Genomic DNA, 23546 nt, shown 5'->3' with positions numbered 1-23546 from the left:
GGCACCGGCGGATCGCATATGGTTATACCACGAACGCAAAAAGTGGTATGCTGGGAGATGGACATTACAACAGGGGAGACACACAGATGAGCGACCAACGAGCAATTGCCATTATCGACTCAGGAGTGGGAGGCCTGACGGTAGCGAAAGAAGTAATGCGGCAGCTGCCCGACGAACGGATTCTGTACTTCGGCGACAATGCCCGATGCCCGTACGGCTCCAAGTCGCCGGAAGAGATACGCGCCTGCAGTTTTCAACTGATTGAGTTTGTCACCCGATATCCCGTAAAGGCTCTGGTTGTGGCCTGCAACACCGCGACAGCAGTCGTCCTCAAGGAGGCGCAGCAGCTCCTGCCGCTGCCGGTCATCGGTGTGATTGAGCCGGGAGCGCGAGCGGCGGTGCGGGCCACGAAAAACGGCCGGATTGGTGTGATTGGGACAGAGACGACGATCCGCACCCGCGCGTACGAGCAAGCCCTGCTGCGGCTGCGGCCGGAGACGTATGTGGCTGGGCTCGCCTGTCCAGCGTTTGTTCCGCTGGTGGAACACCATCAGCAGCATACAGCGGAAGCGCGCCAGGTAGTGGCCCGTACGCTGGAGCCATTGATCCGGGAAGAATTGGACACACTGATTCTGGGCTGCACCCATTACCCGCTGCTGGCCCCTGTCATTCAGGACGTGATGGGGCCGTCCGTCACCTTGATCAGTTCTGCGGAAGAAACCGCGCGGGAATTGACCCGGCATGCCTCGATTGCGAGAGCGGACAAAACGTCTGCGGCTCCCGACCATCTGTTCTTCACCAGCGGCGGCGCCGACAATTTCCGCTCCATCGCGGAGGAGTGGCTGGGCCGTCGGGTGAAGGTGGAGCATAGATCGCTGGAGGAGTCGTATCAACCATAAGAAAGCGGCGCCAATCATGGCGCCGCTTTTCGCTTTGGTTCTGTTTCGGACAATTCAACGCATAAACACAAGCCCTGCTCGTATACATGATAGTACAAAGTGTCTGGAGGAGGCTGGGTAATGATGAAGATACATCGCATCGGCACAATCACCGCCGTGCTTGGGGTCAGCGCACTGCTGCTGTCGGGGTGCGGACTGTTCGGACCGGAAAAGAAAGCCACCAGCATTGATGCACCTCCGCCGCAGTCGGAAGCCGCCCAGAATACACCCAACGGTCTGCCGGCGGCGGAAGGCTCAGCCGATGGGACGGAGGCCGCGGTCACAGAGTCAGTCGACCGCACCGTCTACTTGCTGGATGCCAACGGGTATGTAGTGCCGTTTACGCTGACCCTGCCAAAAACAGAAGGGGTGGCGAAACAGGTGCTGACCTACATGGTCAAAGGCGGGCCGGTGGAAAACATGCTCCCCAACGGCTTTTCCGCGGTGCTTCCTGAAGGGACGGAGGTAAAAGGACTGGTTATCAAGGACGGTTTGGCGACAGTGGACTTTTCCCCGGAGTTCAAAAAGTACGACAGCAAGAACGAAAAGCAGATTCTGGACGCAGTGACCCGGGCGCTGACCGAGTTTCCCAACGTCAAAAGGGTGCAGATCTGGGTAAACGGCACGCCGCTTACCGAAATGCCGGTGGGCAGCACACCGATCTCGTCCGCCCTGGACCGCAACCTCGGGATCAACCTGGAGCTGGCGGAAGGGGCCGTTCCCGGTCGAACCACGGCGGTTACGGTCTATTTCCAGGGACAATTGGATGACAAGCGCTCCTATTTCGTACCGGTCACCCGGCTGATACCGGAGACGCAGAACGTGGCCAAAGCGGCGGTAGAGGAGCTGATCAAAGGACCGAGTGACAATTCGCCGCTGTTCAGTTCGCTCCTGCGCACCACCCGGGTGCTGGATGTAAAGCAGGAGAATGACCTCGTTACCGTCGATCTGAGCAGCGACATCCTCAGATACGACAGCGGCAGGGAAGCCAATCCGGATGCGCTGGAGTCGCTGGTTCTCTCGCTGACCGAGAGCACAGGGGCCAAACAGGTTCAACTGCTGGTGGAAGGCAAGCCGCTCACCAGCGGAACGTACGATTTCACCAAGCCGGTCGCCCGCCCCGTCCACATCAACACGATGCAGTTTTGACAGCGCGCACGAATCCACGCCCGAATCGGCAGGCGTGGTTTTTTGCTTGCGGCGGTTCTGTCAGTCCGGTTGAGCCGGGGCGGCGCTATCGGCTGCCCGGGAGGCCTGCAAGATCAAGACGCCGAGGATCAGCGAGCAGAGGGTGATCAGCAGCCCGGCGGCAAAACCGAGCAGCCGCGGTTCAAAGACGGTGAGCAGCCATCCGCCGACGAGCATCGAGAGGCCGATGAGCACGCTGGAGATGGTCGATTCGAGAGCGAACACACGGCCGTGGTACGCGTTGTCGAGATGCCGCATCAGGAGCGTGCGCAGACTGGCGTTGCCCATCCCCCCGGCGACGGTGGAGAGGGCGTAGCAGGCAGCCACCAGGTAAATGGTGGGAGCGAAGCTGGTCAGCACGTGGGCGAAGCCTTCGACGGCGAAACTGCAGGAAGCCATGTGGTAAGGCCGCCGTTTCAGCAGATCGGCCGCAACCCCGCCGACGATGAAACCGAGTCCGATCGCGCCGTAGAGGAGACCGACTCCGCTTTTGCCGGCCGCAAACACCTGGTAGGCGTAGACGCTGATCAGCACGTTGAGAATGCCTCCCCCGACCGGCCACAAGGTCGTCATCAGCAGGGTGTACAGGACCAGGGGAGTTTGGCGGATCAGCGAAAACAGGTCGGACGGTTCGTTCGCTTTGCGCTCCTCCTTGTCCGCTTCGCGTCGGACACCGCTTGATCGCGGGGGAGGGAAATCCACAGAATCAGCGCCGCGGACAGCACAAAGGAAAGCGAGTTGCAGACGAACGCTGCATCCGTCCCCCAATAGGCGGCAAAGACGCCGCCGACCAGCGATCCGGCCGCCATCACGATCCCGAACACGCTTTCCTCCAGCGCATTGGCCGAGAGGAGCTGATCGCGTTCGACGACGTCCGGGATCAGGGAGATCCTCGCCGGGTTGTACAGCGCGGAGAAGGCGACGAGGGCAAACGTTCCGGCGTAGACGATCCAGACGTCGTCAGCAGAGGAGACGAACAGGAAGCAGAGGGCGATCACCGCCCGCACCAGGTCGCAGGCGATCATGACGGCTTTGCGGTTGAAGCGGTCGGCCAGCAACCCGCCGAGCGGCCCGAACACCAGGTAGGGCAAGGTGCGGAGCGCCAGTGTAATGCCTACGGCCATGGCCGTGCCGGTGATCTCCAACAGCAGGCTCAGGACGGCGACGCTGTTGAACCAATCCCCGACTCCGCTGAGAAAGTTGGCAAGCAGCAGCCTGCGAAAATTGGCTTGACGCAAAAGCAGGGAGGACGTCATAAGAATCACCATTAATTAGTTAACTGTCTAATTAGATGTTAGTCAAATTTGTGTGTGTGCGCAAGACCCCTCTTTGCCGGAGTTTCGTTCCCGCCGAACGGATGGATTTTTCTTTGGGCTTTCGGCAGCGGATTTTTCCGCAGCTTCGGAAATGCGTTGCAGGGGTTTGCGGAGTGGCAGAGGGTTTCTTCAGTCTGGTATAATGAGCGGAGTTGACGATAGCAAGCTAGGAGGAAACATGGAATGAGACTTGATGGCCGTGACCGTGACCAATTGCGCCCAGTCAAGATTACGCGCAATTACATCAAACACGCGGAAGGTTCTTGTCTAATCGAAGTAGGAGACACCAAGGTAATTTGTACGGCGACATTGGAGGATCGCGTGCCGCCGTTCATGCGCGGAGGCGGAAAAGGGTGGATTACAGCCGAATACTCCATGCTTCCTCGGGCCACGGAGTCACGCAATCCACGGGAATCGTCCAAAGGCAAAGTGGGCGGACGAACCATGGAAATTCAGCGGCTGATCGGACGTGCGCTGCGCTCGGTCGTTCAGTTGGAAGCGATGGGGGAGCGCACCATCTGGCTGGATTGCGACGTGATCCAGGCCGACGGCGGTACCCGGACGGCAGCAATCACTGGCGCGTTTGTGGCGATGGTGGATGCGATGCAGAAGCTGGTGGAAGCCGGCACCTTGAAGCAGCTGCCGCTGCGCGATTTTCTGGCGGCGACCTCGGTCGGTATCATCGACGGCGAACCGATGCTCGACCTCAATTACAAGGAAGATTCGACGGCGACGGTGGACATGAACATCGTCATGACCGGTCAGGGCAAATTTGTCGAACTGCAGGGCACGGGCGAAGAAGCGCCGTTTACCGGCGAACAGCTTCATGAACTGCTTGACCTGGCAAAAAAAGGCATCGACGGCCTGATTGCCGCGCAGAAGGAAGCGTTGGCCGACGTACCGCTGACGTTTGCAGACGACAACGAAAACGATCAGGAAACGGTGGCGGAGAAGAGTCATGTCTGAGCGAAAAAAAGTGGTGCTGGCAACGCGAAACAAGGGAAAGGTAAAGGAATTCAACAGCCTGTTTGCCGAATTGGGCTGGGAAGGCATCAGCCTGGACGCGTTTGAAGGCGTGCCGGAAGTGGTGGAGGACGGCGATACGTTTGAAGCCAACGCCTTGAAAAAAGCGACGACCATTGCTACATACCTGAACATGCCGGCTGTGGGCGACGACTCCGGCCTGGAGGTGGACGCTCTGGGGGGACGTCCCGGCGTCTATTCCGCCCGCTACGCCGGTGAACACGCCAGCGATGAGCAAAATTGGCGAAAGCTGCTGGATGAACTGCGCGGCGTGCCGGCACAGCAGCGGACGGCACGTTTCCGCTGCGTGCTCGTCCTGGCGGAACCGGGCAAAGAGCCTATGGTGGCCCAAGGCACATGTGAGGGCGTCATCGCCGAAGCCCCAGAGGGCACCAACGGGTTCGGATACGACCCGGTTTTTTACCTGCCGGACAAGGGCGTGACCATGGCGCAGTTGCCGCCGGAAGAGAAAAACCGCATCAGCCACCGGGCCATGGCGATGGGCAATCTGCTGGCGGCAATCAAGCGGCAGGGTTAGCGGCTTGCGGCAGACTACAGGCAGAAGGGAGTGCGGTACAGTGGGCATCCTGATCCTCAGCGACACGCACGGCTTGGTACGCGAAGTGAAAGAGACGGTGGAACGCCACGCGGCGGAGAAGGTCTTTCACTGCGGCGATTTTTGCGTCGACCGGAAGCGGGACCCCTTCGCCGACATGATTTTGGTCAGGGGCAACTGCGATGTGGACAGGGACGTTCCCGAGGAACAGCTTACCGAGTGGAAGGACCTGAAAATCCTGCAGACACACGGCCACCTGTTCGGGGTGAAAAGCTCGCTGATGCGGCTGCACTACCGGGCGGAGGAGACGGGGGCCAACGTCGTGCTGTTCGGCCATTCCCACGTTCCGGTCTGCGGTGTCGAGCGGGGCATCCTGTTTCTCAACCCGGGCAGTCTCCAGCTGCCCCGCAGCTTTGACGTTCCCACCTACGCATACCTGGAACAGATTGAGACGAGAAAGCGGGAAGTGCGCGTCCAGGTTACCTATTTCGACCACCACGGCAATCCGGTGGAGCGGCTGGGGGGAAGTTTTCCCTGCGGCGCTGACTTCTTGAAAAATGGTGAATATGTGCTATACTTAAATGGTTATAATGGCTAGAATTGCATCGCCCGTACCGACTGCATGTTGCGGGCGGTGTTCTGTGGATTCAATCTAGGAGGGGAAGTTTACGTGGCAGCAAAATGGGAAAAGTTAGAGAATAACCAGGGGGTCCTGACGGTTGAAGTAGATGCTGCGCAAGTAGATGCGGCATTGGACCAAGCGTTTAAAAAGGTCGTAAAGAAAGTAAGCGTTCCGGGCTTCCGCAAAGGAAAAGTGCCGCGCAAGCTGTTCGAAGCGCGTTTTGGCGTGGAAGCGCTCTACCAGGATGCTCTGGACATCCTGCTCCCTGCCGCTTACGGACAAGCTGTGCGCGAAACCGGCATCGAACCGGTTGATCGCCCCGAAGTGGATGTTGAGCAGATGGAAAAGGGCAAGCCGCTCATCTTCAAGGCGACCGTAACGGTGAAGCCGGAAGTGAAACTGGGCGACTACAAAAACCTGACGATCGAGTCGAAAGAGTTCAACGTTACTGACGAGGACGTGGAAGCCGAACTGAAGCGCATGCAAGAGCGCCACGCCGAGCTGGTTGTCGTGGAAGAAGGCCCGGCACAAAACGGCGATCTGGCTGTGATTGACTTCGAAGGCTTCCAGGACGGCGTTGCCTTTGAGGGCGGAAAAGCGGAAAACTACACGCTCGAGCTGGGTTCCGGCACGTTCATCGCCGGCTTTGAAGAGCAGATCGTGGGCATGAAGGTAGGCGAGGAGAAGGAGATCAACGTCACCTTCCCGGAACAGTACCACTCTCCGAGCCTGGCAGGCAAAGACGCAGTCTTCAAGGTGAAACTGAACGGCCTCAAGCGCAAAAACCTCCCGGCGCTGGACGACGAATTTGCCAAAGACGTGAGCGAGTTCGACACACTGGAAGAGCTGAAGGCTGACACCAAGAAAAAGCTGGAAGAAAAAGCGGCTCAGGAGAAAGAACAGTACACCCGCGAGCAGCTCGTGCTGAAGGCGGCTGAAAACGCCGAAATCGACATTCCGGACGTCATGATCGAACACGAACTGGACCAAATGGTGAACGAATTTGCTCAGCGCCTGCAGTTCCAAGGCATGAACCTGGACCTGTACTACCAGTTCTCCGGCACCGATGAAAGCCAGCTGCGCGAACAGCTTCGTCCTGACGCGACCACCCGCGTGCGCACCGCGCTGACCCTGGAAGCGATCGCTAAAGCCGAGAACATCACTGCGACCGAAGAAGATGTAAACGAAGAGCTGAACAGACTGGCGGGCGTATACGGTCGTCCTGCCGACGAACTGCGCAAAATCTTCACCGCTCAAGACGGTATGGCTGCCCTGTACCGCGACGTGCAAACGCGGAAAACGGTCGATTTCCTGGTTGCAGAAAACAAAGTCAGTGCATAAGCTTAGGAAGAACGCATGAAACGACCGGCAGACAGGTTCCCGATTGACCCGACTGCCAAGCGATACAAGGCACGATAATGTTCGTGCCTTGTTTTTCACCATCTTGCGTTTTTTCCGACACAGCCGTCGGACCGGCGGCTGCACGCTACCTCTTTGACGGCAGAGGAGGAGATACATATGCTAATCCCCATGGTCATTGAACAGACGAACCGCGGCGAGCGCGCGTATGACATTTATTCGCGCCTGCTGAAGGACCGGATTGTCTTTCTCGGCAGCGAGATCGACGATGAAGTGGCCAACCTGGTGGTCGCCCAACTGCTGTTCCTGCAAGCGGAAGACCCGGACAAGGACATTCAACTCTACATAAACTCTCCGGGCGGTTCCGTAACGGCTGGCATGGCCATCTTCGACACGATGCAGCACATCAAGCCGGACGTGTCTACCATCTGCATCGGCATGGCGGCCAGCATGGCAGCCGTTCTGCTGGCTGCGGGAGCAAAAGGGAAGCGGTTTGCCCTGCCGAACAGTGAAGTGATGATTCACCAGCCGCTCGGCGGCGTACGCGGCCAGGCAGAGGATATCCGCATCCACGCGGACTGGATTTTGAAAACGAAGCGCCAGCTCAACCAAATCCTGGCGGAACGGACGGGTCAGCCATACGAACGTGTGGAAAAGGACACCGATCGTGATCACTTCATGAGCGCAGAAGAAGCCAAAGCGTACGGTTTGATTGACGCCATTATTGAACGGAAAAACTGACCCGTTGTGAGGTGAAGCGCATGTTTAAGTTTAACGACGATAAAGGCCAGCTGAAATGCTCCTTCTGCGGCAAGTCGCAGGAGCAGGTGCGCAAGCTGGTGGCCGGGCCCGGCGTGTACATCTGCGACGAGTGCATCGAACTGTGCAACGAAATCGTCCAGGAAGAGCTGGGAACGGAAGAAGAAATCGACATGAAGGAAATTCCCAAACCGATGGAGATTCGCAAAATCCTGGACGATTACGTGATCGGCCAGGATCTGGCGAAAAAATCCCTCTCGGTGGCGGTGTACAACCACTACAAGCGGATCAACTCCGGCGCCAAGATCGAGGATGTGGAACTGCAAAAGTCAAACATCCTGCTGATCGGCCCGACCGGAAGCGGGAAGACGCTCTTGGCCCAGACGTTGGCACGGATTCTCAACGTGCCGTTTGCCATCGCCGACGCCACTTCCCTCACGGAAGCGGGGTACGTGGGCGAAGACGTGGAAAACATCCTGCTCAAGCTGATCCAGGCAGCCGATTACGACGTGGAAAAGGCGGAGAAGGGCATCATCTACATCGACGAGATCGACAAGGTGGCCCGCAAGTCGGAAAATCCGTCGATCACCCGCGACGTATCCGGCGAAGGTGTACAGCAGGCGCTGCTGAAAATTCTCGAGGGGACGGTTGCCAGCGTGCCGCCGCAGGGCGGCCGGAAGCATCCGCACCAGGAGTTCATCCAGATCGACACGTCCAACATTCTGTTCATCTGCGGCGGTGCGTTTGACGGCATCGAGCAGATCATCAAGCGTCGTCTGGGCAAAAAGGTGATCGGCTTCGGCACCGACCTGAGCGACGGTATCAAAGGCGACCTGAAGCCGGGCGAGTACCTGAAGTACGTGCTGCCGGAAGACCTGCTGAAATTCGGCCTGATTCCGGAATTTGTCGGCCGTCTCCCCGTACTGGCCACGCTGGAACCGCTGGATGAGGAGACGCTGGTCCGCATCCTTACCGAACCGAAAAACTCGCTGGTGAAGCAGTACCAAAAACTGCTGAGCTTAGACGGCGTAGAACTGGAGTTCGAACCGGGAGCGCTGACGCAGATCGCCAAGGAAGCGATCAAGCGGAACACCGGCGCCCGGGGACTGCGTGCCATCATCGAGCAGATCATGCTCGACATGATGTACGAACTGCCGTCCCGCGAAGACATCAGCAAGTGCGTGATCACCGAGGAAGCTGTGCGTGACAAGGTGAAGCCGCAGCTGCTGACCAAGGAAGGCCGCGAACTGAAAAACGAAAGCGCGTAACCGGCACCGCCGGAAACGCCATCCCAACCACCCCGATTGTCGGGGTGGTTTTTCCATGGCTCTCCCGTTTGTTCGCCCGGCCGGCAGTGCCCGCCAAAGTGCAAGGGAATGCCGGAGCGGTTTGTTTACGCCCGTGATTGCGAGGCAATACTACTCAATATAGTTCACGAGACGCTTTTTGATTGGATCACGACTGTATCAGGAAGGACTTCTCGCGATCGCGGGCTGATACACGGGCTGATACAAAAAACAAGCATCCCCGAGAGGAAGAACCGGCTTTTGCGCATGTGTCCGCAACAGACGCGTTTTCTTCTCGATGTGGTGCGAAGTGAGCGTGGGAGGGTTAACGGATGGACTATACGACATTGGTGATTGCCTGCATCGAAGTAGTCGTCGGGATCATCATAGGAACCTATTTCTGGAATCTGCTCCGCACCCAGCGGTCAGCGAAAACATCGAGTGACCGGGAGTCGCGCAAAGACCTGGACCAACTGCGGCGGATGCGGATGATCGCCTTGACGGAACCGCTCTCGGAGAAGACCAGGCCGACCAAACTGGAAGAGATCGTCGGACAGGAGGATGGGCTGCGCGCGCTGCGTGCCGCCTTGTGCGGGCCAAACCCACAGCATGTCATCATCTACGGTCCGCCGGGCGTGGGCAAGACGGCTGCCGCCCGCGTCGTGCTGGAAGAAGCGAAGCAGAATCCGCTGTCGCCGTTTTCCAGCGACGCCAAGTTTGTGGAGGTGGACGCGACCATTGCCCGCTTTGACGAACGGGGCATCGCCGATCCGCTGATCGGTTCCGTGCACGATCCGATTTACCAGGGTGCCGGCGCCTTGGGACAGTCGGGCGTTCCGCAGCCGAAGCCGGGGGCGGTGACCAAGGCCCACGGCGGAATCCTGTTTTTGGATGAAATCGGCGAGCTGCATCCGATCCAGATGAACAAGCTCCTGAAAGTGCTGGAAGACCGCAAAGTGATGCTGGAGAGCGCCTACTACAGCGAAGAGAACACGCAAATACCGTCACACATCCACGAGATATTCAAGTACGGACTGCCGGCCGATTTTCGCCTCGTGGGTGCGACGACGAGGATGCCGGAAGAACTGCCGGCAGCGCTCCGCTCCCGGTGCCTGGAGATTTTTTTCCGGCCGCTCAAGCCGGCGGAGATCGGGAGCATCGTCCGCACCGCCGTCTCCAAAATGGACATGTCGATGGAGGACGACGCGGTCGGCGTCATCGAACGGTACGCCACCAACGGCCGGGAGGCGATCAACACGCTGCAGATCGCGGCAGGGATCGCAATGACCGAGGGGCGCTCGACGATCCGCGCCGCCGATGTGGAATGGGTCGTGCACAGCAGCCAAAAATCGCCGCGCCAGGAAAAGCAGGTGCATGACACGCCGCAGGTGGGGCTGGTCAACGGCCTGGCTGTGTACGGCCCCAACATGGGCAGCGTGATGGAGCTGGAGGTGACCGCCAGCCGGGCGTCGACACCCGGGGCCGGCCGCGTCACCATGACCGGCCTGGTCGAAGAAGAGGAAATAGGCGGTCGCAGCCGCACGGTCCGGCGCAAGTCGATGGCCAAAGGCTCGATCGAAAACGTGTTGACCGTGCTGAATCGGCTGGGGGTCCAGCCGTACGATTACGACCTGCACATCAACTTTCCCGGCGGTGTGCCGGTAGACGGTCCCTCGGCAGGCATCACGATTGCCGTCGCCATTTATTCGGCGATCAAGGAGAGGCCGGTAGACAACCTGGTTGCCATGACAGGGGAAGTGAGCATCCACGGCAAGGTAAAACCGGTCGGCGGCGTAGTGGCCAAGGTGGAAGCCGCCCGACAGGCAGGGGCAAAACGCGTGCTGATTCCCGAGGAGAACTGGCAGTCGCTGTTTGCCGACATGCAGGACATCGAAGTGATACCCGTCTCCACCGTGCAGCAGGCAATCGATCTGGCCCTTCTGGCAGAACCGGAGACGGAGAGCGCCGGTTTCACCCTGCAGCTTCCGGCGGAAGATCTCGCCTCTTCGTCTCTGTCGTTGTAATGGCGCGCTGTAACGGCGGTGCGCCCGGAAATTAGACATCGGATTCCGTTTGCGCTACAATGATAAAAAGCTTCACTCCGAAGCTTACGCGATGTTCAAAAACGGCTGTCTGAGCCGTTTTTGCATGTTAAGCAGGCAATTCGTACAGATCAAGGAGAGGTGCATAAGCTTGGGCGAACGTTCCGGTAAACGAGAGATACCGCTTCTCCCGTTGCGCGGACTGCTTGTGTATCCATCCATGGTACTCCATTTGGATGTGGGACGGGAAAAATCAGTCCGCGCCCTGGAGCAGGCCATGGTGGATGACAACCAGATCCTGTTGGCGACGCAGGAAGAAGTCCACATAGAAGAACCCAGCGCCGAGCAAATCTTCAGCGTCGGCACTGTCGCACGGGTCAAACAGATGCTGAAGCTGCCGAACGGCACGATTCGCGTCCTCGTGGAAGGCCTGCAGCGGGCCCGAATCGATGAATATATACGGCAGGATGATTTCTTCCAGGTCTCGATCACGTACCTGGAAGAGGAAAAGGCTGACGAGAACGAAGTGGAAGCGCTGATGCGCGCCGTGCTTAGCCATTTTGAACAGTACATCAAGCTGTCCAAAAAGATTTCACCGGAGGCGCTTACATCCGTAAGCGACATCGAGGAACCGGGTCGGCTGGCCGACGTGATCGCCTCCCATCTGCCGCTGAAAATGAAGGACAAACAGGAGATTTTGGAGACGACCAACATCAAGGAGCGGCTCAACATTCTCCTCGACATCCTCAACAACGAGCGCGAGGTGCTGGAACTGGAGCGCAAGATCAGCAACCGCGTCAAGAAGCAGATGGAGCGGACGCAGAAGGAATACTACCTGCGTGAGCAAATGAAAGCGATCCAAAAAGAGCTGGGCGAAAAAGACGGGCGGCAGAGTGAAGTGGATGAACTGCGCGCCCAGCTGGAGAAATCCGACGCTCCCGAGCGGATCAAGAACAAGATCGAGAAAGAACTGGAGCGCCTGGAGAAAATGCCGACCACGTCCGCCGAAGGAGCGGTGATCCGGACCTACATCGACACGCTGCTGTCCCTGCCGTGGACGCGCAGGACCGTCGACAATCTGGACATCCATCACGCGGAACAGGTGCTGAACGAAGACCACTACGGGCTGGAAAAACCGAAGGAACGGGTATTGGAGTATCTGGCGGTGCAAAAGCTGGTCAATTCCATGCGCGGTCCCATCCTCTGCCTGGTCGGGCCTCCCGGCGTGGGGAAAACGTCGCTCGCCCGTTCCATTGCGCGTGCCCTGGAGCGGGAGTTTGTCCGCATCTCGCTGGGCGGGGTGCGTGACGAGGCGGAGATTCGCGGCCACCGCCGCACCTATGTGGGTGCGCTGCCGGGCCGGATCATCCAGGGGATGAAACAGGCAGGCACGATCAACCCCGTCTTTCTCCTGGATGAAATCGACAAGCTGGCCTCCGACTTTCGCGGCGATCCCGCTTCCGCGCTGCTGGAAGTGCTGGACCCCAACCAGAATGACAAGTTCAGCGACCATTACATCGAGGAGACCTACGATTTGACCAACGTGATGTTTATCACGACGGCCAACAGCACGCATACGATTCCCCGCCCGCTGTTGGACCGGATGGAGGTCATCTCCATCGCCGGCTACACCGAGCTGGAAAAGCTGCACATCATGCGCGACTACCTGCTGCCCAAGCAGATGGAAGAGCACGGGCTGGGCAGGGATAAGCTGCAGATGAACGAAGAGGCGATGCTGAAGGTAATTCGTCAGTACACCAGAGAAGCGGGCGTGCGCAACCTGAATCGGGAAGCGGCCAACATCTGCCGAAAAGCAGCCAGGCTGATCGTCAGCGGCGAGAAAAAGCGGGTCGTGGTGACGCCCAAAACGGTGGAGAGCCTGCTGGGCAAACCGCGCTATCGCTACGGCCTGGCTGAGCGGGAAGACCAGGTGGGTGCCGTAACCGGCCTGGCCTGGACGCAGGCGGGCGGCGACACGCTGAACGTAGAAGTGAGCATTCTGCCTGGCAAGGGCAAACTGACGCTGACCGGTCAGCTCGGTGACGTCATGAAGGAGTCGGCTCAGGCGGCATTCAGCTACATCCGTTCCCGCGCCGCCGCGTGGAACATCGACCCCGAGTTCCACGAGAAAAACGACATCCACATTCACGTGCCGGAAGGAGCGATCCCCAAAGACGGTCCGTCTGCCGGCATCACCATCGCCACGGCGCTCGTCTCTGCCCTGACCGGCATCCCGGTGCGCAAAGAGGTGGGCATGACCGGTGAGATCACCCTGCGCGGCCGCGTGCTGCCGATCGGCGGACTGAAAGAAAAGGCGCTGTCCGCTCATCGGGCCGGACTGACGACGGTGATCCTGCCCAAGGAAAACGAGAAAGACATCGAAGACATCCCGGAAAGCGTGCGCAAGGAATTGAAACTGATCACGGTGGAACACATGGACGAGGTCCTGCGCCACGCGCTTACCCGGCAAGCGGTTGGTGAAACGCGATGAAGATCACATCGGCTGAGTTTGTCATCAGCGCCGTCGGACCCAAACAGTACCCGACAGATGGCTTGCCGGAGATCGCCCTGGTGGGCCGCTCCAACGTAGGCAAGTCCTCGCTGTTAAACAAAATGATGAATCGCAAGGGGCTGGCCCGCACCAGTTCCAAGCCGGGAAAAACACAGACGCTGAACTACTTTCGTGTCAACAACCTGCTCTATTTTGTCGACTTCCCCGGTTACGGCTACGCCAAAGTGGCAAAATCGCTGAAACAGCAATGGGGCAAAATGATTGAAAATTATCTGAAGCAGCGCAAGGAGCTGCGGTTTGTGATTCAGTTGGTGGACATCCGCCACGCGCCCAGCAAGGATGATGTGGCGATGTACGACTGGTGCAAGGAAATCGGCATTCCCACCGTGGTCGTGGCCACCAAGGGGGACAAGATCGCTCGCGGCCGCTGGCTTCAGCATACGAAAGTAATCCGCGAACAACTCAAGATGCGCGGTGACGATGCACTCATAATCTTTTCTTCGGAAACGGGCCAGGGACGGGACGAACTGTGGGGTGAAATCGTTCGCCGCTTGCAGCGTCAGGAAGAAACTGCCCCTGAAGTTGAGCAGGATCCCGCAGGCGGGACGCCGGAAACGGCGGAATCGGGCAACGCCCCGTCGTAACACCTGCGGGAAAAGAGGGGGGTCCATGCACAACCGTGAGTTTTTTCCCGTACGCGGTGTAATCGAAGGTTACTACGGCACTCCGTGGACGAATGCGGAGCGGCTGGACATGATTCGCTTTTTGGGGCGGCATGGGTTTAATACGTACTATTACTCGCCCAAGGACGATCCCTATTTGCGGGAACGCTGGCAGGAGCCGCATCCGCCCGAGGCTTTGGAGCAGATGGAGGGCTGGATGGCGTGCGCCCGGGAGGCCGGGGTGCGGTTTGTCTACTGCCTGAGCCCCGGCTTGAATATGGAGTACGCCGATGACAGCCATGTTTCCCGCCTGTTGGCAAAATACCGGTCCATGTACGAACGGGGCGTGCGTCACTTCGCCCTGCTGTTTGACGACATCCCGCTGGCCTTGATGCATCCGGCGGACGTAAGCCGCTACCGCACGCTGGCGCAAGCGCACGCGGAAGTAGTGCTGAAGCTGCACGAGGTGATCGATGGCTGGGAGGAGCGAGTGGAGCTGACCGTTTGTCCCACCCAGTATCACGGCATGGGCGACGAACCGTACATCACGGAACTGGGACAGCGCCTGCCGGAGTCAATCGACCTGTTTTGGACCGGCCGCTTTGTCTGCTCGCCGTTTTTGCCCGAGGCGGACGCCCGCTTTTTTGCAGAACGGACGGGGCACAAACCGCTGATTTGGGACAATTATCCGGTAAACGACCTGGCGATGGCCGATGAGCTGCACATTGGCCCGCTGCGCCACCGCGATCCCGGTCTGTGGCGGCACGTAGCCGGATACGTGGCCAATCCGATGGCGCGGGCGGAGAGCTCAAAGATACCGCTCTTGACGGCAGCGGCTTACCTGCGCGATCCGGAAGGGTACGATCCAGCCTTGGCATGGGCCAAGGCCGTGGAAGAAGTGGCCGGTCCGGAAGACGCCGCCGCCGTACTCCGCTTCGCAGACAATGTGCAGGGTTCGTTTCTCAACGAGACCGAGTCGCCGGCGCTGCTGGAGGCGTTTCTGCAGTTTCGCTTTCAGTTTTTGTACGGGGACAGGCAGGCGGGACTGCGCATGCTCGGACGTCTGTTTGCCGATATGGAAGAGACGGCGCTGCACTTAATGGAGCGGATGCGCAACCGCAAACTGGCCGCCGAAATTGGCGGCTGGGTGGAAAAGTACCGGCATTGGGCCAAGGTCGGGCAGTCGGTTACCGCCATGATCGAGGCGGGCACAAGCGGCCGGACGCTCACGGCGGCGTATCACCTGTTTCGGCTGAAGCGCTGGATGAAGCGGACCGAACGGTTGCCGCAAAAGGTGTGCGGCAACGTGATGAAACTGTTTGTGGAAGCGGTGCTGCTGGAGTTGAAACAGACGAGGTAACCAAGCGCGTATCTGCGTGGGGCAAGCGGGCAAACCGCACCCGTCTGTGTGCTGTGAAAATGTGAAAAAACGGGACTGGCACAAAAGCCAGCCCCGTTTTTTTATCTGTCACTGTTCATTACGCCGACTCTCGGCTGCCATCATCCTGATTGAGCCTGATGCGCCGATTTTTCCACCATTCCTGGATCGGCAGCTCCGCCAGGATCATTCCGGTAAAGATCAGGGCGCATCCCGCCAACTGTCGCGCTGTCAGCACTTCGTGAATCCACAGGTACGAAGTGAGCGCGGCAAACACCGGCTCCAGGGAGAAGATCAGCGCCACACGGGTGGAACTCGTCTTCTTTTGCAGCGCCGTCTGGGCCAAAAAGGCGAGCGCGGTGGCAAAGATCGAGGTCACGATCAGACCGCGCGCCACTTCCGGCGCCAGCAGCACCGCCGGGTCGAAGGCAAGGCGCCAGTCCTCGAACAACAGCGCATACCCCCAGCTCAGCGCGGCCACTGTCCCCAACTGGACGATCGCCAGCGGGAGGGCAGGAAATCGCGGAGCGTATTTGCCGGTGGCGACGATCTGCAGTGCAAAGCAGATGGCGCAGCCGAAGACCAGCACGTCGCCGAGGTTGAACGCAAGCGACGAGGTTTTCGTCAGCAGGTAGAGCCCGCAGGCGGCGATCAGCGTGCCGGTGATGGCGGCCGGTTTGATCTTCTCGCGCAGGATCAGAAAGGAAAACAGCGGGACCAGCACTACCGACAGACCGGTAATAAAGCCCGCTTTGGACGGTGTGGTGTACATCAATCCAACCGTCTGCAGGGCGTAGCCCAGACAGAGCCAAAATCCGATCAGACATCCGGCCTTGATCAGCGGGAAGTTCCAGCTCCTCCAGCTGCTCGCGATCGATCAGACAATGGATGGCGAGCAGAAAGAGAGTGGCGATGGAAAAGCGCACCGCGTTGAAGGCGTTGGGCGGCAGAGCGGCGATGGCCTGCTGGACGACGAGGAACGTGGCTCCCCAGACAAACGCGATCAGAAACAGGGTCACGTCAGCCATCCATTGTTTTTTCAACGGTTGTTTCTCTCCTTCCGAATGATTCAGACGATTGCAAACGTTTCGGTTCCATGCCTGCATGATACGGCATGCCAGAGGGGAAATCAAGCACAGGTGGAGTTCAGCTTGGCAATTGCATGTAAATATCGGAAAATAAAGAAAAGTCAAAGGGGGATTCACATGAATCAGTCCGTACTTCGGTCGCGGCGGGCCCGCCGGGCGGAAACCAAAGTGACCCGCACCGCCCAGCGGTTGGCCGAGCTGTTGGCAGGCAGCAGCGGGTTGGAGGAGAAACGGGAAGCTGTCCGAAGGATTCTGGACGAGCAGTTGGGGAATCGCGAATACTTCGTCATTGTCGACGAGACGGGATACGGACACATCCATACCAACCGGCTGCGGGAGGGCATCGTGTTTGACGACGAGGTGGGACGGCGTGCAGCCGCGGCGCGCGAAGTCCTCTCCCAGCTTTACCTGCGCAACACGGGCGAGCGGCTGATCGACACCGCCGCTCCGATCGGCACATTTGGCGGCAGACGGTACGTCCTCCGGATGGGCACGATTCTGCACCGGCCGTTTTTGGGACCGGCGCTGATCGGTCTCGGCTGTATCCCGCCGCTGTGCGGATGGGCGGCCTTGCTTGGGAGGGGGCTGCCGCTTGCCGAAACGGCGGTATGGGCGTTCGTTTCGCTCGGCGCGGGGTTGATAGGCAGCCTGTGGATATACCGGATCATGCGCACCAGCCTGCAGGAATGGCGCGAGCTGACCCGGGCCGTCTCGTCCGGCGATCTGACCCGGAAAGTGGTCACCCGCTCGCGCAATGAATTTCATCAGACGGGGCTGGAACTAAACAAGATGGCGATCGGCATCCAGAACATCGTAAGCGAGATCGCGGGTGCGGCGGACAGCACGGGGGAGATCAGCAGCAAGCAGGCGCTGCGGTCACGGGAACTGCGGGACACCTTTGACGAACTGAGCGGCATGATGCAGCAGTTTCAGTCGGGGACCGAGGAACAGGCCCACGTGGCCGCCGAAGCGGTCGAGCACCTGCAGGAAATGACAGCCATGCTGACGGAGATGCAGACGGCCCTGAACAAGACGAGAGAGATGAGCGAGAGCGCCACGATGACCACGGAGCGGGGCAACCATGCGGTGAAGACAGCTTCCCGCCAGGTGGGACAAGCGGAGTCCGGCATGGCCGAAACGGCGGAAGCGATCCGCCAACTGGCACAGGCTGCGGAACAGATCCGGCAGCAGGTGGCGGCAATCACCAAGATTGCCCGGCAGACCAATATGCTGGCGCTCAACGCATCCATTGAGGCGGCTCGAGCCGGGGAACACGGCCGGGGCTTTGCCGTGGTGGCGGCAGAGATTCGTGAGCTGGCGGAGGAGACCGCGCAGTTTGCGGACAGCATCCTGTCCACCGCAGCCGCCATTCATGCGGACGTGACCGAGACGGCGGCAGAAGTGGAGCGCCAGTTGGACGACCTGCGACGCTCCAGCCGTCACGTGCGGGAAGCGGGTGAGGCGATCCGCAGCCTGCAGGTGGTGGTGGACGCCAACCAGGCTCTGTCGGCCCAAAACGCCGCGTGGGCCGAGCGGCTTGGCCAGCACTGCGGGGCGATCGGCCAGACGCTGACCCAGGTAAAGACGATCGCAGGCCAGATTGCGGAGAGCGTCTCGGCGGCGGCCAGCGCCGTAGAGCAGCAGGCAGGCGGCGTGCATCTGCTGGCAGAGGAAGCAGAGACACTGGCCGAGAAGACGATGTCGCTGCAGCGAATCACGAAGCGGTTTCGCCTGTAGGATCAAGACCCAGCTGCACCCGTTAATAAACTTTTCACATTTACAAGTGGTCGTTTGGGGACATAATGTTATAATAATAGTGCATTTTACACAGAGCCGACTGGCATGTAATACCGGGAGGACATTATGGATATCCTTTTGCTGGGTCTTAATTACAAAACAGCACCAGTCGAAATTCGGGAAAAATTCACGTTCAGCGATGACGGGACAGCACGCGCTCTTCATCTCCTCTCCCAGACGAAGAGCATCGCGGAATGCGTCATTCTCGGAACGTGCAACCGCACGGAAATCTACGTGGTCTGCGATCAGTTGAACGTGGGGCGGGACTACGTGCTGAGATTTCTGGCGGAGTGGTTTGGCGTCGACAAAGAGTCGTTCAAGCAACATCTTTATATAAAAGGAAACGAAGAAGCGATTGAACACCTGTTCCGTGTCGTTTGCGGCCTTGACTCCATGGTGGTGGGCGAGACGCAAATCCTCGGACAGGTACGGGACGCTTTCCTGCTCGCCCAGCAGCTCAAGACGACCGGAACGGTGTTTAACATGCTGTTCAAGCAGGCGGTCACGTTTGCCAAGCGGGCCCACACGGAAACGGGGATCGGCCAAAACGCTGTCTCCGTCAGCTACGCCGCGGTGGAACTGGGGAAAAAGATTTTTGGCTCCTTCGCGGGCAAGGAAGTGCTGATCGTCGGCGCGGGCAAAATGAGCGAGCTGACCGCCAAACACCTGCACGCCAACGGTTCACAGCACGTGCGGGTCGCCAATCGGACGCTGGAGCGTGCCCGGATTTTGGCGGAGAAATTCAAAGGGGACGCCTGTACGATGGAGCAGTTGCCTGAGGCACTGCTCACCGCCGACATCGTCATCAGCTCCACAGGAGCTGCAGGCTATGTGATCACCAAGGAACAGCTCATGCCGATCATGAAGCGTCGCAAACACCGCCCGTTGTTTATGATCGACATCGCTGTGCCGCGGGATCTGGACCCCGGCCTGCACGAACTGGATAACGTCTACCTTTACGATATTGATGATCTGGAAGGTATTGTCGCCAGCAACCTGGCGGAGCGTTCCCGCGAGGCGGAGCGGCTGGAGGGGATGATTGCCGATGAAATCGTCGCCTTCACCACCTGGTACCAGACGCTGGGCGTTTCACCGCTGATCGCCGCGCTGCGTGAAAAGGCGGAGGCGATCCACAGCGAAGGAATGCGCAAAATGGAGAACAAGCTGTCCAACCTGACCGAACGCGAGCTACACATCATTCGCAAGACGACCAAGGGCATGATTAATCAGTTATTGCACGATCCGGTCGTCCGTCTGAAAGAGATGGCGGCCAAGTCGAACGGGGACGACGTGTTGGACATGTTCTCTACCATCTTTGCATTGGAAGAGACCCTGGAGCGGTTTGAGCGGGAAGCCGACTGGGAAAAAGAGAAAAAAACACTTGTCCTCTCGTGAGCAGGTCGTTGCGTCCGGCTTCCGCGAGTAGGGACCGAAATGGAAAGAGAGGAGAGCGTACATGGCCGACGCGAGATGGATCTACGACCTGACGATCTTTCTCTACGCTGCAAGTGTTCTCTTCTATTTCAACGACTTCTTGCAAAGCAACCGGAAAGTCAATCGCCTGGCTTTCGGGTTGCTTGCTGTCGTTTGGGCCTTGCAATCCGCTTTTTTCGTCTCACAGGTGGCGGCGAAATCGTACTTTCCCGTCATCACACTGTTTGAGACGCTCTTTTTTTATTCCTGGGTGCTGGTCTCCCTGTCACTTCTGATTAATTATTTTTTTCGCATCGATTTGCTGGTATTCTTTACCAATGTGATCGGCTTTGTCGTGCTGGTGCTCTCCATGTTTTTGCCGGAGACGCCGTTGACGGCCGTATCGGAAACGCTCACGTCGGACCTGCTCTTGATCCACATCACGCTGGCGTTGTTCAGCTACGGGGCGTTTTCCCTGTCGATGATCTTTTCGGCGATGTACCTGCTGCAGCACAAGATGCTGAAAGAAAAACGCTGGACGCCGCTGCTGCGGCGGCTGCCCAGCCTCGACATGCTGGAAGCGTACGCGTACCGGATGAACATGGTCGGGGTGCCGATGCTGCTCTTGGCAATCATTCTCGGGATCATCTGGGGCAGGGTGGTCCTGCCCGAGAAGTTTTGGCTCGATGCCAAGGTGCTGCTGTCGACCCTGGTGCTGGGGGCGTATTCGTACTGGCTGTACAAGCGTTTCAGCGACACCTGGCAGATGCGGCGGCTGGCCCAGTTTAACCTGACGGCGTTTCTGCTGCTCTTGGTCAACTTTCTGGCCACCGACATCTCCACATTTCACAGATGGCTGTAACCGCCACGCAAGGAGGCTACCATGAGAAACTGGAAGGTAGGAACGCGCCGCAGCATGCTGGCGCTCACCCAGACCAATTGGGTCGTGGACCAATTGAAACGGCTTGCGCCCGAGGCGTCGTTTGAACTGCACGAAATCGTCACGAAAGGAGACCGCATCCTGGACGTCACCCTGTCCAAGGTGGGCGGCAAGGGACTGTTCGTCAAGGAAATCGAGCAGTCGCTGCTGGACAAGGAGACGGACCTGGCCGTGCACAGTCTGAAGGACATGCCGGCAGAGCTGCCGGAGGGACTGGTGATCGGGGCAATTCCCAAGCGGGTGGACCCCCGCGACGTGCTCTTGTCCAAGGACGGCAAGACGCTGGATGAGCTGCCGCACGGGGCGCTGGTGGGCACGAGCAGCCTGCGCCGCTCCGCACAACTGTTGGCCTACCGGCCGGACATCCAGATCGAATCGCTGCGCGGCAATATCGATACGCGCATCCGCAAACTGAACGAAGGCAATTTCGACGCCATCATCCTGGCGGCGGCCGGACTGGAGCGGGTCAAGTGGGACGGAACGATCAGCCAGTATCTGCCGGTAGAGATCAGCGTGCCGGCGGTTGGGCAGGGGGCATTGGCCATCGAGTGCCGGGCGGACGACGAGGAGACGCTCGCGCTGCTGCGCCGCCTGGACGACCCGCCGACCCGCCTGGCGGTGACGGCAGAGCGCAGCTTCCTGCACCGTTTGCAGGGCGGCTGCCAGGTGCCGATCGGGGCTTACGCCACCGTGGCGGAAGCGCCGGGCGATGCCGCGCCGACCGTGACACTGACCGGTCTGGTCGCGTCGCCTGACGGAAAACGGGTGTTCAAGCGGACAGTCTCCGGCACCGATCCGGACGCACTCGGCCGGGAACTGGCTGACACCCTGCTGGCGGAAGGAGCCGGCGAGGTGCTGGCAGAGGTGCAGAAGGAGAATCTGGGATGAACCGGCTGACGCCGATTGGCGAGGATCGCCTGCCGCTTTCCGGCGTCCGGGTGATGGTGACGCGGGCCCGCAGCCAGGCCCGCGAGCTGGTGGAAAAGATTGAGGCGCTGGGCGGCGAGGCATACGAGTTTCCGCTGCTGAAAATGGTGCCGCCGACCGACACGGGACCGCTTGACTACGCAATTGGCCGCCTGGATTCGTTTGACTGGGTGATGTTCACCAGCGTCAACGGCGTCCGCTTTTTTCTGGAGCGAATGCGGCAGTTGGGCGTGAGCCCGGATCGGATGACCGGCCTCGTGGCGGCGGTCGGACCCAAGACAGCTGCCGAACTGGCAAAACACGGCTGGACGGCGGATGTGATTCCGTCCGACTACGTGGCGGAGGGCATGCTCACCGCGCTCCAGGGGCGTCTGACACCGGGCCAGCGGGTGCTGCTGCCGCGGGCAGACATCGCCCGCAAGACGCTGCCGGATGAACTGCGCCGCATGGGGCTGCAGGTGACCGAGGTGGACGCCTATGAAACGGTTATCGACGGCGCGAATGCCCCGGAAGCGGCGGAGCGGCTGCGCCGGGGGGAAATCGACGCGATTGCGTTTACCAGTTCATCCACGGTGCAGCACTTCACGCAGGTGATGGCCCCGTACGGGTTGGACGGCTTGCTGGCCTCCGTGCGGATTGCCTGCATCGGGCCGGTTACGGCTGAGACGGCCAAGCGCCTCGGCCTGCCGGTTCACGCCGTGGCCAGGGAGTACACGGTGGACGGCTTGTTGCAAGCGTTAACAGCAAATCTGGGAGGGGATGTACATGGCACTCACATTTGACCGTCATCGCCGGCTTCGTTCCAGCGCGGCGATGCGCAGCTTGGTACGCGAAAACCACGTTCGTGTGGAGGATCTGATCTACCCGATCTTTGTGGTGGAAGGTTCGAACATCAAGGAGGAAATTCCCTCCATGCCGGGCGTCTATCACTTCTCGCTGGACCGCCTGAACGAGGAAATTGACGAGGTGGCAGCGTTGGGCATCCAGTCCGTGCTGGTCTTCGGTGTGCCGGAGCACAAGGACGCCTGCGGTTCGGAAGCCTACAACGACGATGCCGTGACGCAGCGAGCCATCCGTCAGATCAAGGAAAGACATCCTGAACTGGTCGTGATCGCCGACACCTGTCTGTGCCAATACACCGACCACGGCCACTGCGGCGTGCTGCGCGACGGCGACGTAGTCAATGACGAATCGCTGACGCTGCTGGCAAAGACGGCAGTCTCGCAGGCGAAAGCGGGAGCAGACATCATCGCACCGTCCAACATGATGGACGGCTTTGTGGCGGCAATTCGTGCGGCGCTGGACGAAGCCGGCTTTACCCACGTGCCGATCATGTCCTACGCGGTCAAATACGCCTCGTCGTTCTACGGCCCATTCCGGGATGCGGCTCATTCCGCGCCCAAGTCGGGCGACCGCAAGGCGTACCAGATGGACCCGGCCAACGCCCGTGAAGGGCTGCGCGAAGCAGCTTCCGACGTGGCGGAGGGGGCTGACTTCCTGATGGTCAAACCGGGGCTGGCGTTCATGGACATGGTGCTGCGCCTGCGTGAGTCCTTTCATCTGCCGATCGTCGTCTACAACGTGAGCGCCGAGTACTCCATGGTCAAAGCGGCGGCGGCCAACGGCTGGATCGACGAAGAGCGGATTGTCATGGAAACGATGGTCGGCTTCAAGCGGGCCGGTGCCGACCTGATCATTACCTATCATGCCAAAGACGTGGCAAAATGGCTGGCGAGGTGA

General features: G+C 59.5%; 20 protein-coding genes and 1 pseudogene. 18 read left to right on the top strand and 3 right to left on the bottom strand.

The features are described 5' to 3' along the window. Nucleotides 1-86: 86 nt before the first annotated feature. Both racE and Q7F15_RS14090 read left to right on the top strand, forming a co-directional pair. Complete coding sequence (gene racE / locus Q7F15_RS14095; RefSeq protein WP_171566368.1) at nt 87-899, top strand: glutamate racemase; 813 nt, start codon at nt 87-89, stop codon at nt 897-899. Nucleotides 900-1022: 123 nt separating this feature from the next. Then, entirely contained in the window at nt 1023-2087 is a 1065-nt protein-coding gene (locus Q7F15_RS14090; protein ID WP_311837218.1) for a GerMN domain-containing protein, read from the top strand. 60 nt (nt 2088-2147) lie between these two features. Here the strand turns inward: Q7F15_RS14090 and Q7F15_RS14085 are convergent, their stop codons facing one another. Together Q7F15_RS14085 and Q7F15_RS14080 are read right to left on the bottom strand one after the other, a co-directional pair. Beyond that, entirely contained in the window at nt 2148-2828 is a 681-nt protein-coding gene (locus Q7F15_RS14085; protein WP_304414495.1) for an MFS transporter, read from the bottom strand. Then, nucleotides 2735-3382 carry an MFS transporter gene (locus tag Q7F15_RS14080; RefSeq protein ID WP_304414494.1) on the bottom strand — a complete coding sequence of 216 codons (648 nt, stop codon included), beginning with the start codon at nt 3380-3382 and terminating at the stop codon, nt 2735-2737. Before Q7F15_RS14080 ends, Q7F15_RS14085 begins: the two co-directional genes overlap by 94 nt. A gap of 243 nt (nt 3383-3625) precedes the next feature. Here Q7F15_RS14080 and rph point away from each other — a divergent pair, with 243 nt between their 5' ends. The 10 genes from rph (at nt 3626) to Q7F15_RS14030 (ending at nt 15623) form a co-directional block, all read left to right on the top strand. Next, nucleotides 3626-4408 carry a ribonuclease PH gene (gene rph / locus Q7F15_RS14075; protein ID WP_304414493.1) on the top strand — a complete coding sequence of 261 codons (783 nt, stop codon included), beginning with the start codon at nt 3626-3628 and terminating at the stop codon, nt 4406-4408. Then, nucleotides 4401-5003 (top strand): XTP/dITP diphosphatase, encoded by a 603-nt coding sequence (locus Q7F15_RS14070; protein ID WP_304414492.1) that lies wholly within the window; start codon nt 4401-4403, stop codon nt 5001-5003. The genes rph and Q7F15_RS14070 overlap by 8 nt, the downstream gene beginning before the upstream one ends. Nucleotides 5004-5043: 40 nt before the next feature. Next, complete coding sequence (locus Q7F15_RS14065; protein ID WP_304414491.1) at nt 5044-5619, top strand: metallophosphoesterase family protein; 576 nt, start codon at nt 5044-5046, stop codon at nt 5617-5619. Between the two features lie 72 nt (nt 5620-5691). Then, nucleotides 5692-6984: a trigger factor gene (gene tig / locus Q7F15_RS14060; protein ID WP_171566363.1), complete on the top strand. Its 1293-nt coding sequence runs from the start codon at nt 5692-5694 to the stop codon at nt 6982-6984. Nucleotides 6985-7155: 171 nt separating this feature from the next. After that, on the top strand, nt 7156-7743 hold the full coding sequence (gene clpP / locus Q7F15_RS14055; RefSeq protein WP_268255227.1) for an ATP-dependent Clp endopeptidase proteolytic subunit ClpP: 588 nt from the start codon (nt 7156-7158) through the stop codon (nt 7741-7743). Between the two features lie 20 nt (nt 7744-7763). Further along, nucleotides 7764-9029 (top strand): ATP-dependent protease ATP-binding subunit ClpX, encoded by a 1266-nt coding sequence (gene clpX, locus Q7F15_RS14050; protein ID WP_171566361.1) that lies wholly within the window; start codon nt 7764-7766, stop codon nt 9027-9029. Between the two features lie 350 nt (nt 9030-9379). Then, the gene (lonB, locus tag Q7F15_RS14045; RefSeq protein WP_171566360.1) at nt 9380-11071 is read left to right on the top strand and encodes an ATP-dependent protease LonB; all 1692 of its coding nucleotides are present in this window, start codon (nt 9380-9382) and stop codon (nt 11069-11071) included. A 169-nt stretch (nt 11072-11240) separates the two neighbouring features. Next, a complete protein-coding gene (gene lon / locus Q7F15_RS14040) occupies nt 11241-13580 on the top strand; it encodes an endopeptidase La (protein ID WP_230076695.1) in 2340 nt (779 codons plus the stop codon). Beyond that, on the top strand, nt 13577-14245 hold the full coding sequence (yihA, locus tag Q7F15_RS14035; RefSeq protein ID WP_304414490.1) for a ribosome biogenesis GTP-binding protein YihA/YsxC: 669 nt from the start codon (nt 13577-13579) through the stop codon (nt 14243-14245). The genes lon and yihA overlap by 4 nt, the downstream gene beginning before the upstream one ends. Before the next feature lie 25 nt (nt 14246-14270). Next, complete coding sequence (locus Q7F15_RS14030) at nt 14271-15623, top strand: protein O-GlcNAcase (protein ID WP_304414489.1); 1353 nt, start codon at nt 14271-14273, stop codon at nt 15621-15623. A 118-nt stretch (nt 15624-15741) separates the two neighbouring features. On the opposite strand, the pseudogene Q7F15_RS14025 reads toward Q7F15_RS14030, so the two are convergent. Beyond that, a pseudogene (locus tag Q7F15_RS14025) lies at nt 15742-16684 on the bottom strand (DMT family transporter). A gap of 162 nt (nt 16685-16846) precedes the next feature. Here Q7F15_RS14025 and Q7F15_RS14020 point away from each other — a divergent pair. The 6 genes from Q7F15_RS14020 (at nt 16847) to hemB (ending at nt 23546) form a co-directional block, all read left to right on the top strand. After that, a complete protein-coding gene (locus Q7F15_RS14020; RefSeq protein WP_304414488.1) occupies nt 16847-18466 on the top strand; it encodes a methyl-accepting chemotaxis protein in 1620 nt (539 codons plus the stop codon). Between the two features lie 126 nt (nt 18467-18592). Further along, on the top strand, nt 18593-19921 hold the full coding sequence (gene hemA / locus Q7F15_RS14015; RefSeq protein WP_304414487.1) for a glutamyl-tRNA reductase: 1329 nt from the start codon (nt 18593-18595) through the stop codon (nt 19919-19921). A 61-nt stretch (nt 19922-19982) separates the two neighbouring features. Further along, complete coding sequence (locus Q7F15_RS14010) at nt 19983-20801, top strand: cytochrome C assembly family protein (RefSeq protein ID WP_304414486.1); 819 nt, start codon at nt 19983-19985, stop codon at nt 20799-20801. A gap of 21 nt (nt 20802-20822) precedes the next feature. Next, entirely contained in the window at nt 20823-21767 is a 945-nt protein-coding gene (hemC, locus tag Q7F15_RS14005) for a hydroxymethylbilane synthase (protein ID WP_171566353.1), read from the top strand. Beyond that, on the top strand, nt 21764-22588 hold the full coding sequence (locus Q7F15_RS14000; protein WP_304414485.1) for a uroporphyrinogen-III synthase: 825 nt from the start codon (nt 21764-21766) through the stop codon (nt 22586-22588). Before hemC ends, Q7F15_RS14000 begins: the two co-directional genes overlap by 4 nt. Next, nucleotides 22572-23546 (top strand): porphobilinogen synthase, encoded by a 975-nt coding sequence (gene hemB, locus Q7F15_RS13995; RefSeq protein WP_171566351.1) that lies wholly within the window; start codon nt 22572-22574, stop codon nt 23544-23546. Before Q7F15_RS14000 ends, hemB begins: the two co-directional genes overlap by 17 nt.

Source organism: Brevibacillus aydinogluensis, from assembly GCF_961514395.1.
Lineage (GTDB): Bacteria > Bacillota > Bacilli > Brevibacillales > Brevibacillaceae > Brevibacillus > Brevibacillus aydinogluensis.
Note: the sequence above shows the minus strand (reverse complement) of the source record. Positions and strands in the feature narration are given on the sequence as shown.

Excerpts from the sequence above, each read along its gene's own strand:
- yihA (WP_304414490.1), top strand. The coding sequence starts at position 13,577 with ATGAAGATCACATCGGCTGAGTTTGTCATCAGCGCCGTCGGACCCAAA.
- Q7F15_RS14030 (WP_304414489.1), top strand. The coding sequence starts at position 14,271 with ATGCACAACCGTGAGTTTTTTCCCGTACGCGGTGTAATCGAAGGTTAC.
- rph (WP_304414493.1), top strand. The coding sequence starts at position 3,626 with ATGAGACTTGATGGCCGTGACCGTGACCAATTGCGCCCAGTCAAGATT.
- hemA (WP_304414487.1), top strand. The coding sequence starts at position 18,593 with ATGGATATCCTTTTGCTGGGTCTTAATTACAAAACAGCACCAGTCGAA.
- Q7F15_RS14090 (WP_311837218.1), top strand. The coding sequence starts at position 1,023 with ATGAAGATACATCGCATCGGCACAATCACCGCCGTGCTTGGGGTCAGC.
- hemC (WP_171566353.1), top strand. The coding sequence starts at position 20,823 with ATGAGAAACTGGAAGGTAGGAACGCGCCGCAGCATGCTGGCGCTCACC.
- clpX (WP_171566361.1), top strand. The coding sequence starts at position 7,764 with ATGTTTAAGTTTAACGACGATAAAGGCCAGCTGAAATGCTCCTTCTGC.
- racE (WP_171566368.1), top strand. The coding sequence starts at position 87 with ATGAGCGACCAACGAGCAATTGCCATTATCGACTCAGGAGTGGGAGGC.
- Q7F15_RS14070 (WP_304414492.1), top strand. The coding sequence starts at position 4,401 with ATGTCTGAGCGAAAAAAAGTGGTGCTGGCAACGCGAAACAAGGGAAAG.
- hemB (WP_171566351.1), top strand. The coding sequence starts at position 22,572 with ATGGCACTCACATTTGACCGTCATCGCCGGCTTCGTTCCAGCGCGGCG.
- Q7F15_RS14010 (WP_304414486.1), top strand. The coding sequence starts at position 19,983 with ATGGCCGACGCGAGATGGATCTACGACCTGACGATCTTTCTCTACGCT.
- Q7F15_RS14020 (WP_304414488.1), top strand. The coding sequence starts at position 16,847 with ATGAATCAGTCCGTACTTCGGTCGCGGCGGGCCCGCCGGGCGGAAACC.
- Q7F15_RS14080 (WP_304414494.1), bottom strand. The coding sequence starts at position 3,382 with ATGACGTCCTCCCTGCTTTTGCGTCAAGCCAATTTTCGCAGGCTGCTG.
- lonB (WP_171566360.1), top strand. The coding sequence starts at position 9,380 with ATGGACTATACGACATTGGTGATTGCCTGCATCGAAGTAGTCGTCGGG.
- Q7F15_RS14000 (WP_304414485.1), top strand. The coding sequence starts at position 21,764 with ATGAACCGGCTGACGCCGATTGGCGAGGATCGCCTGCCGCTTTCCGGC.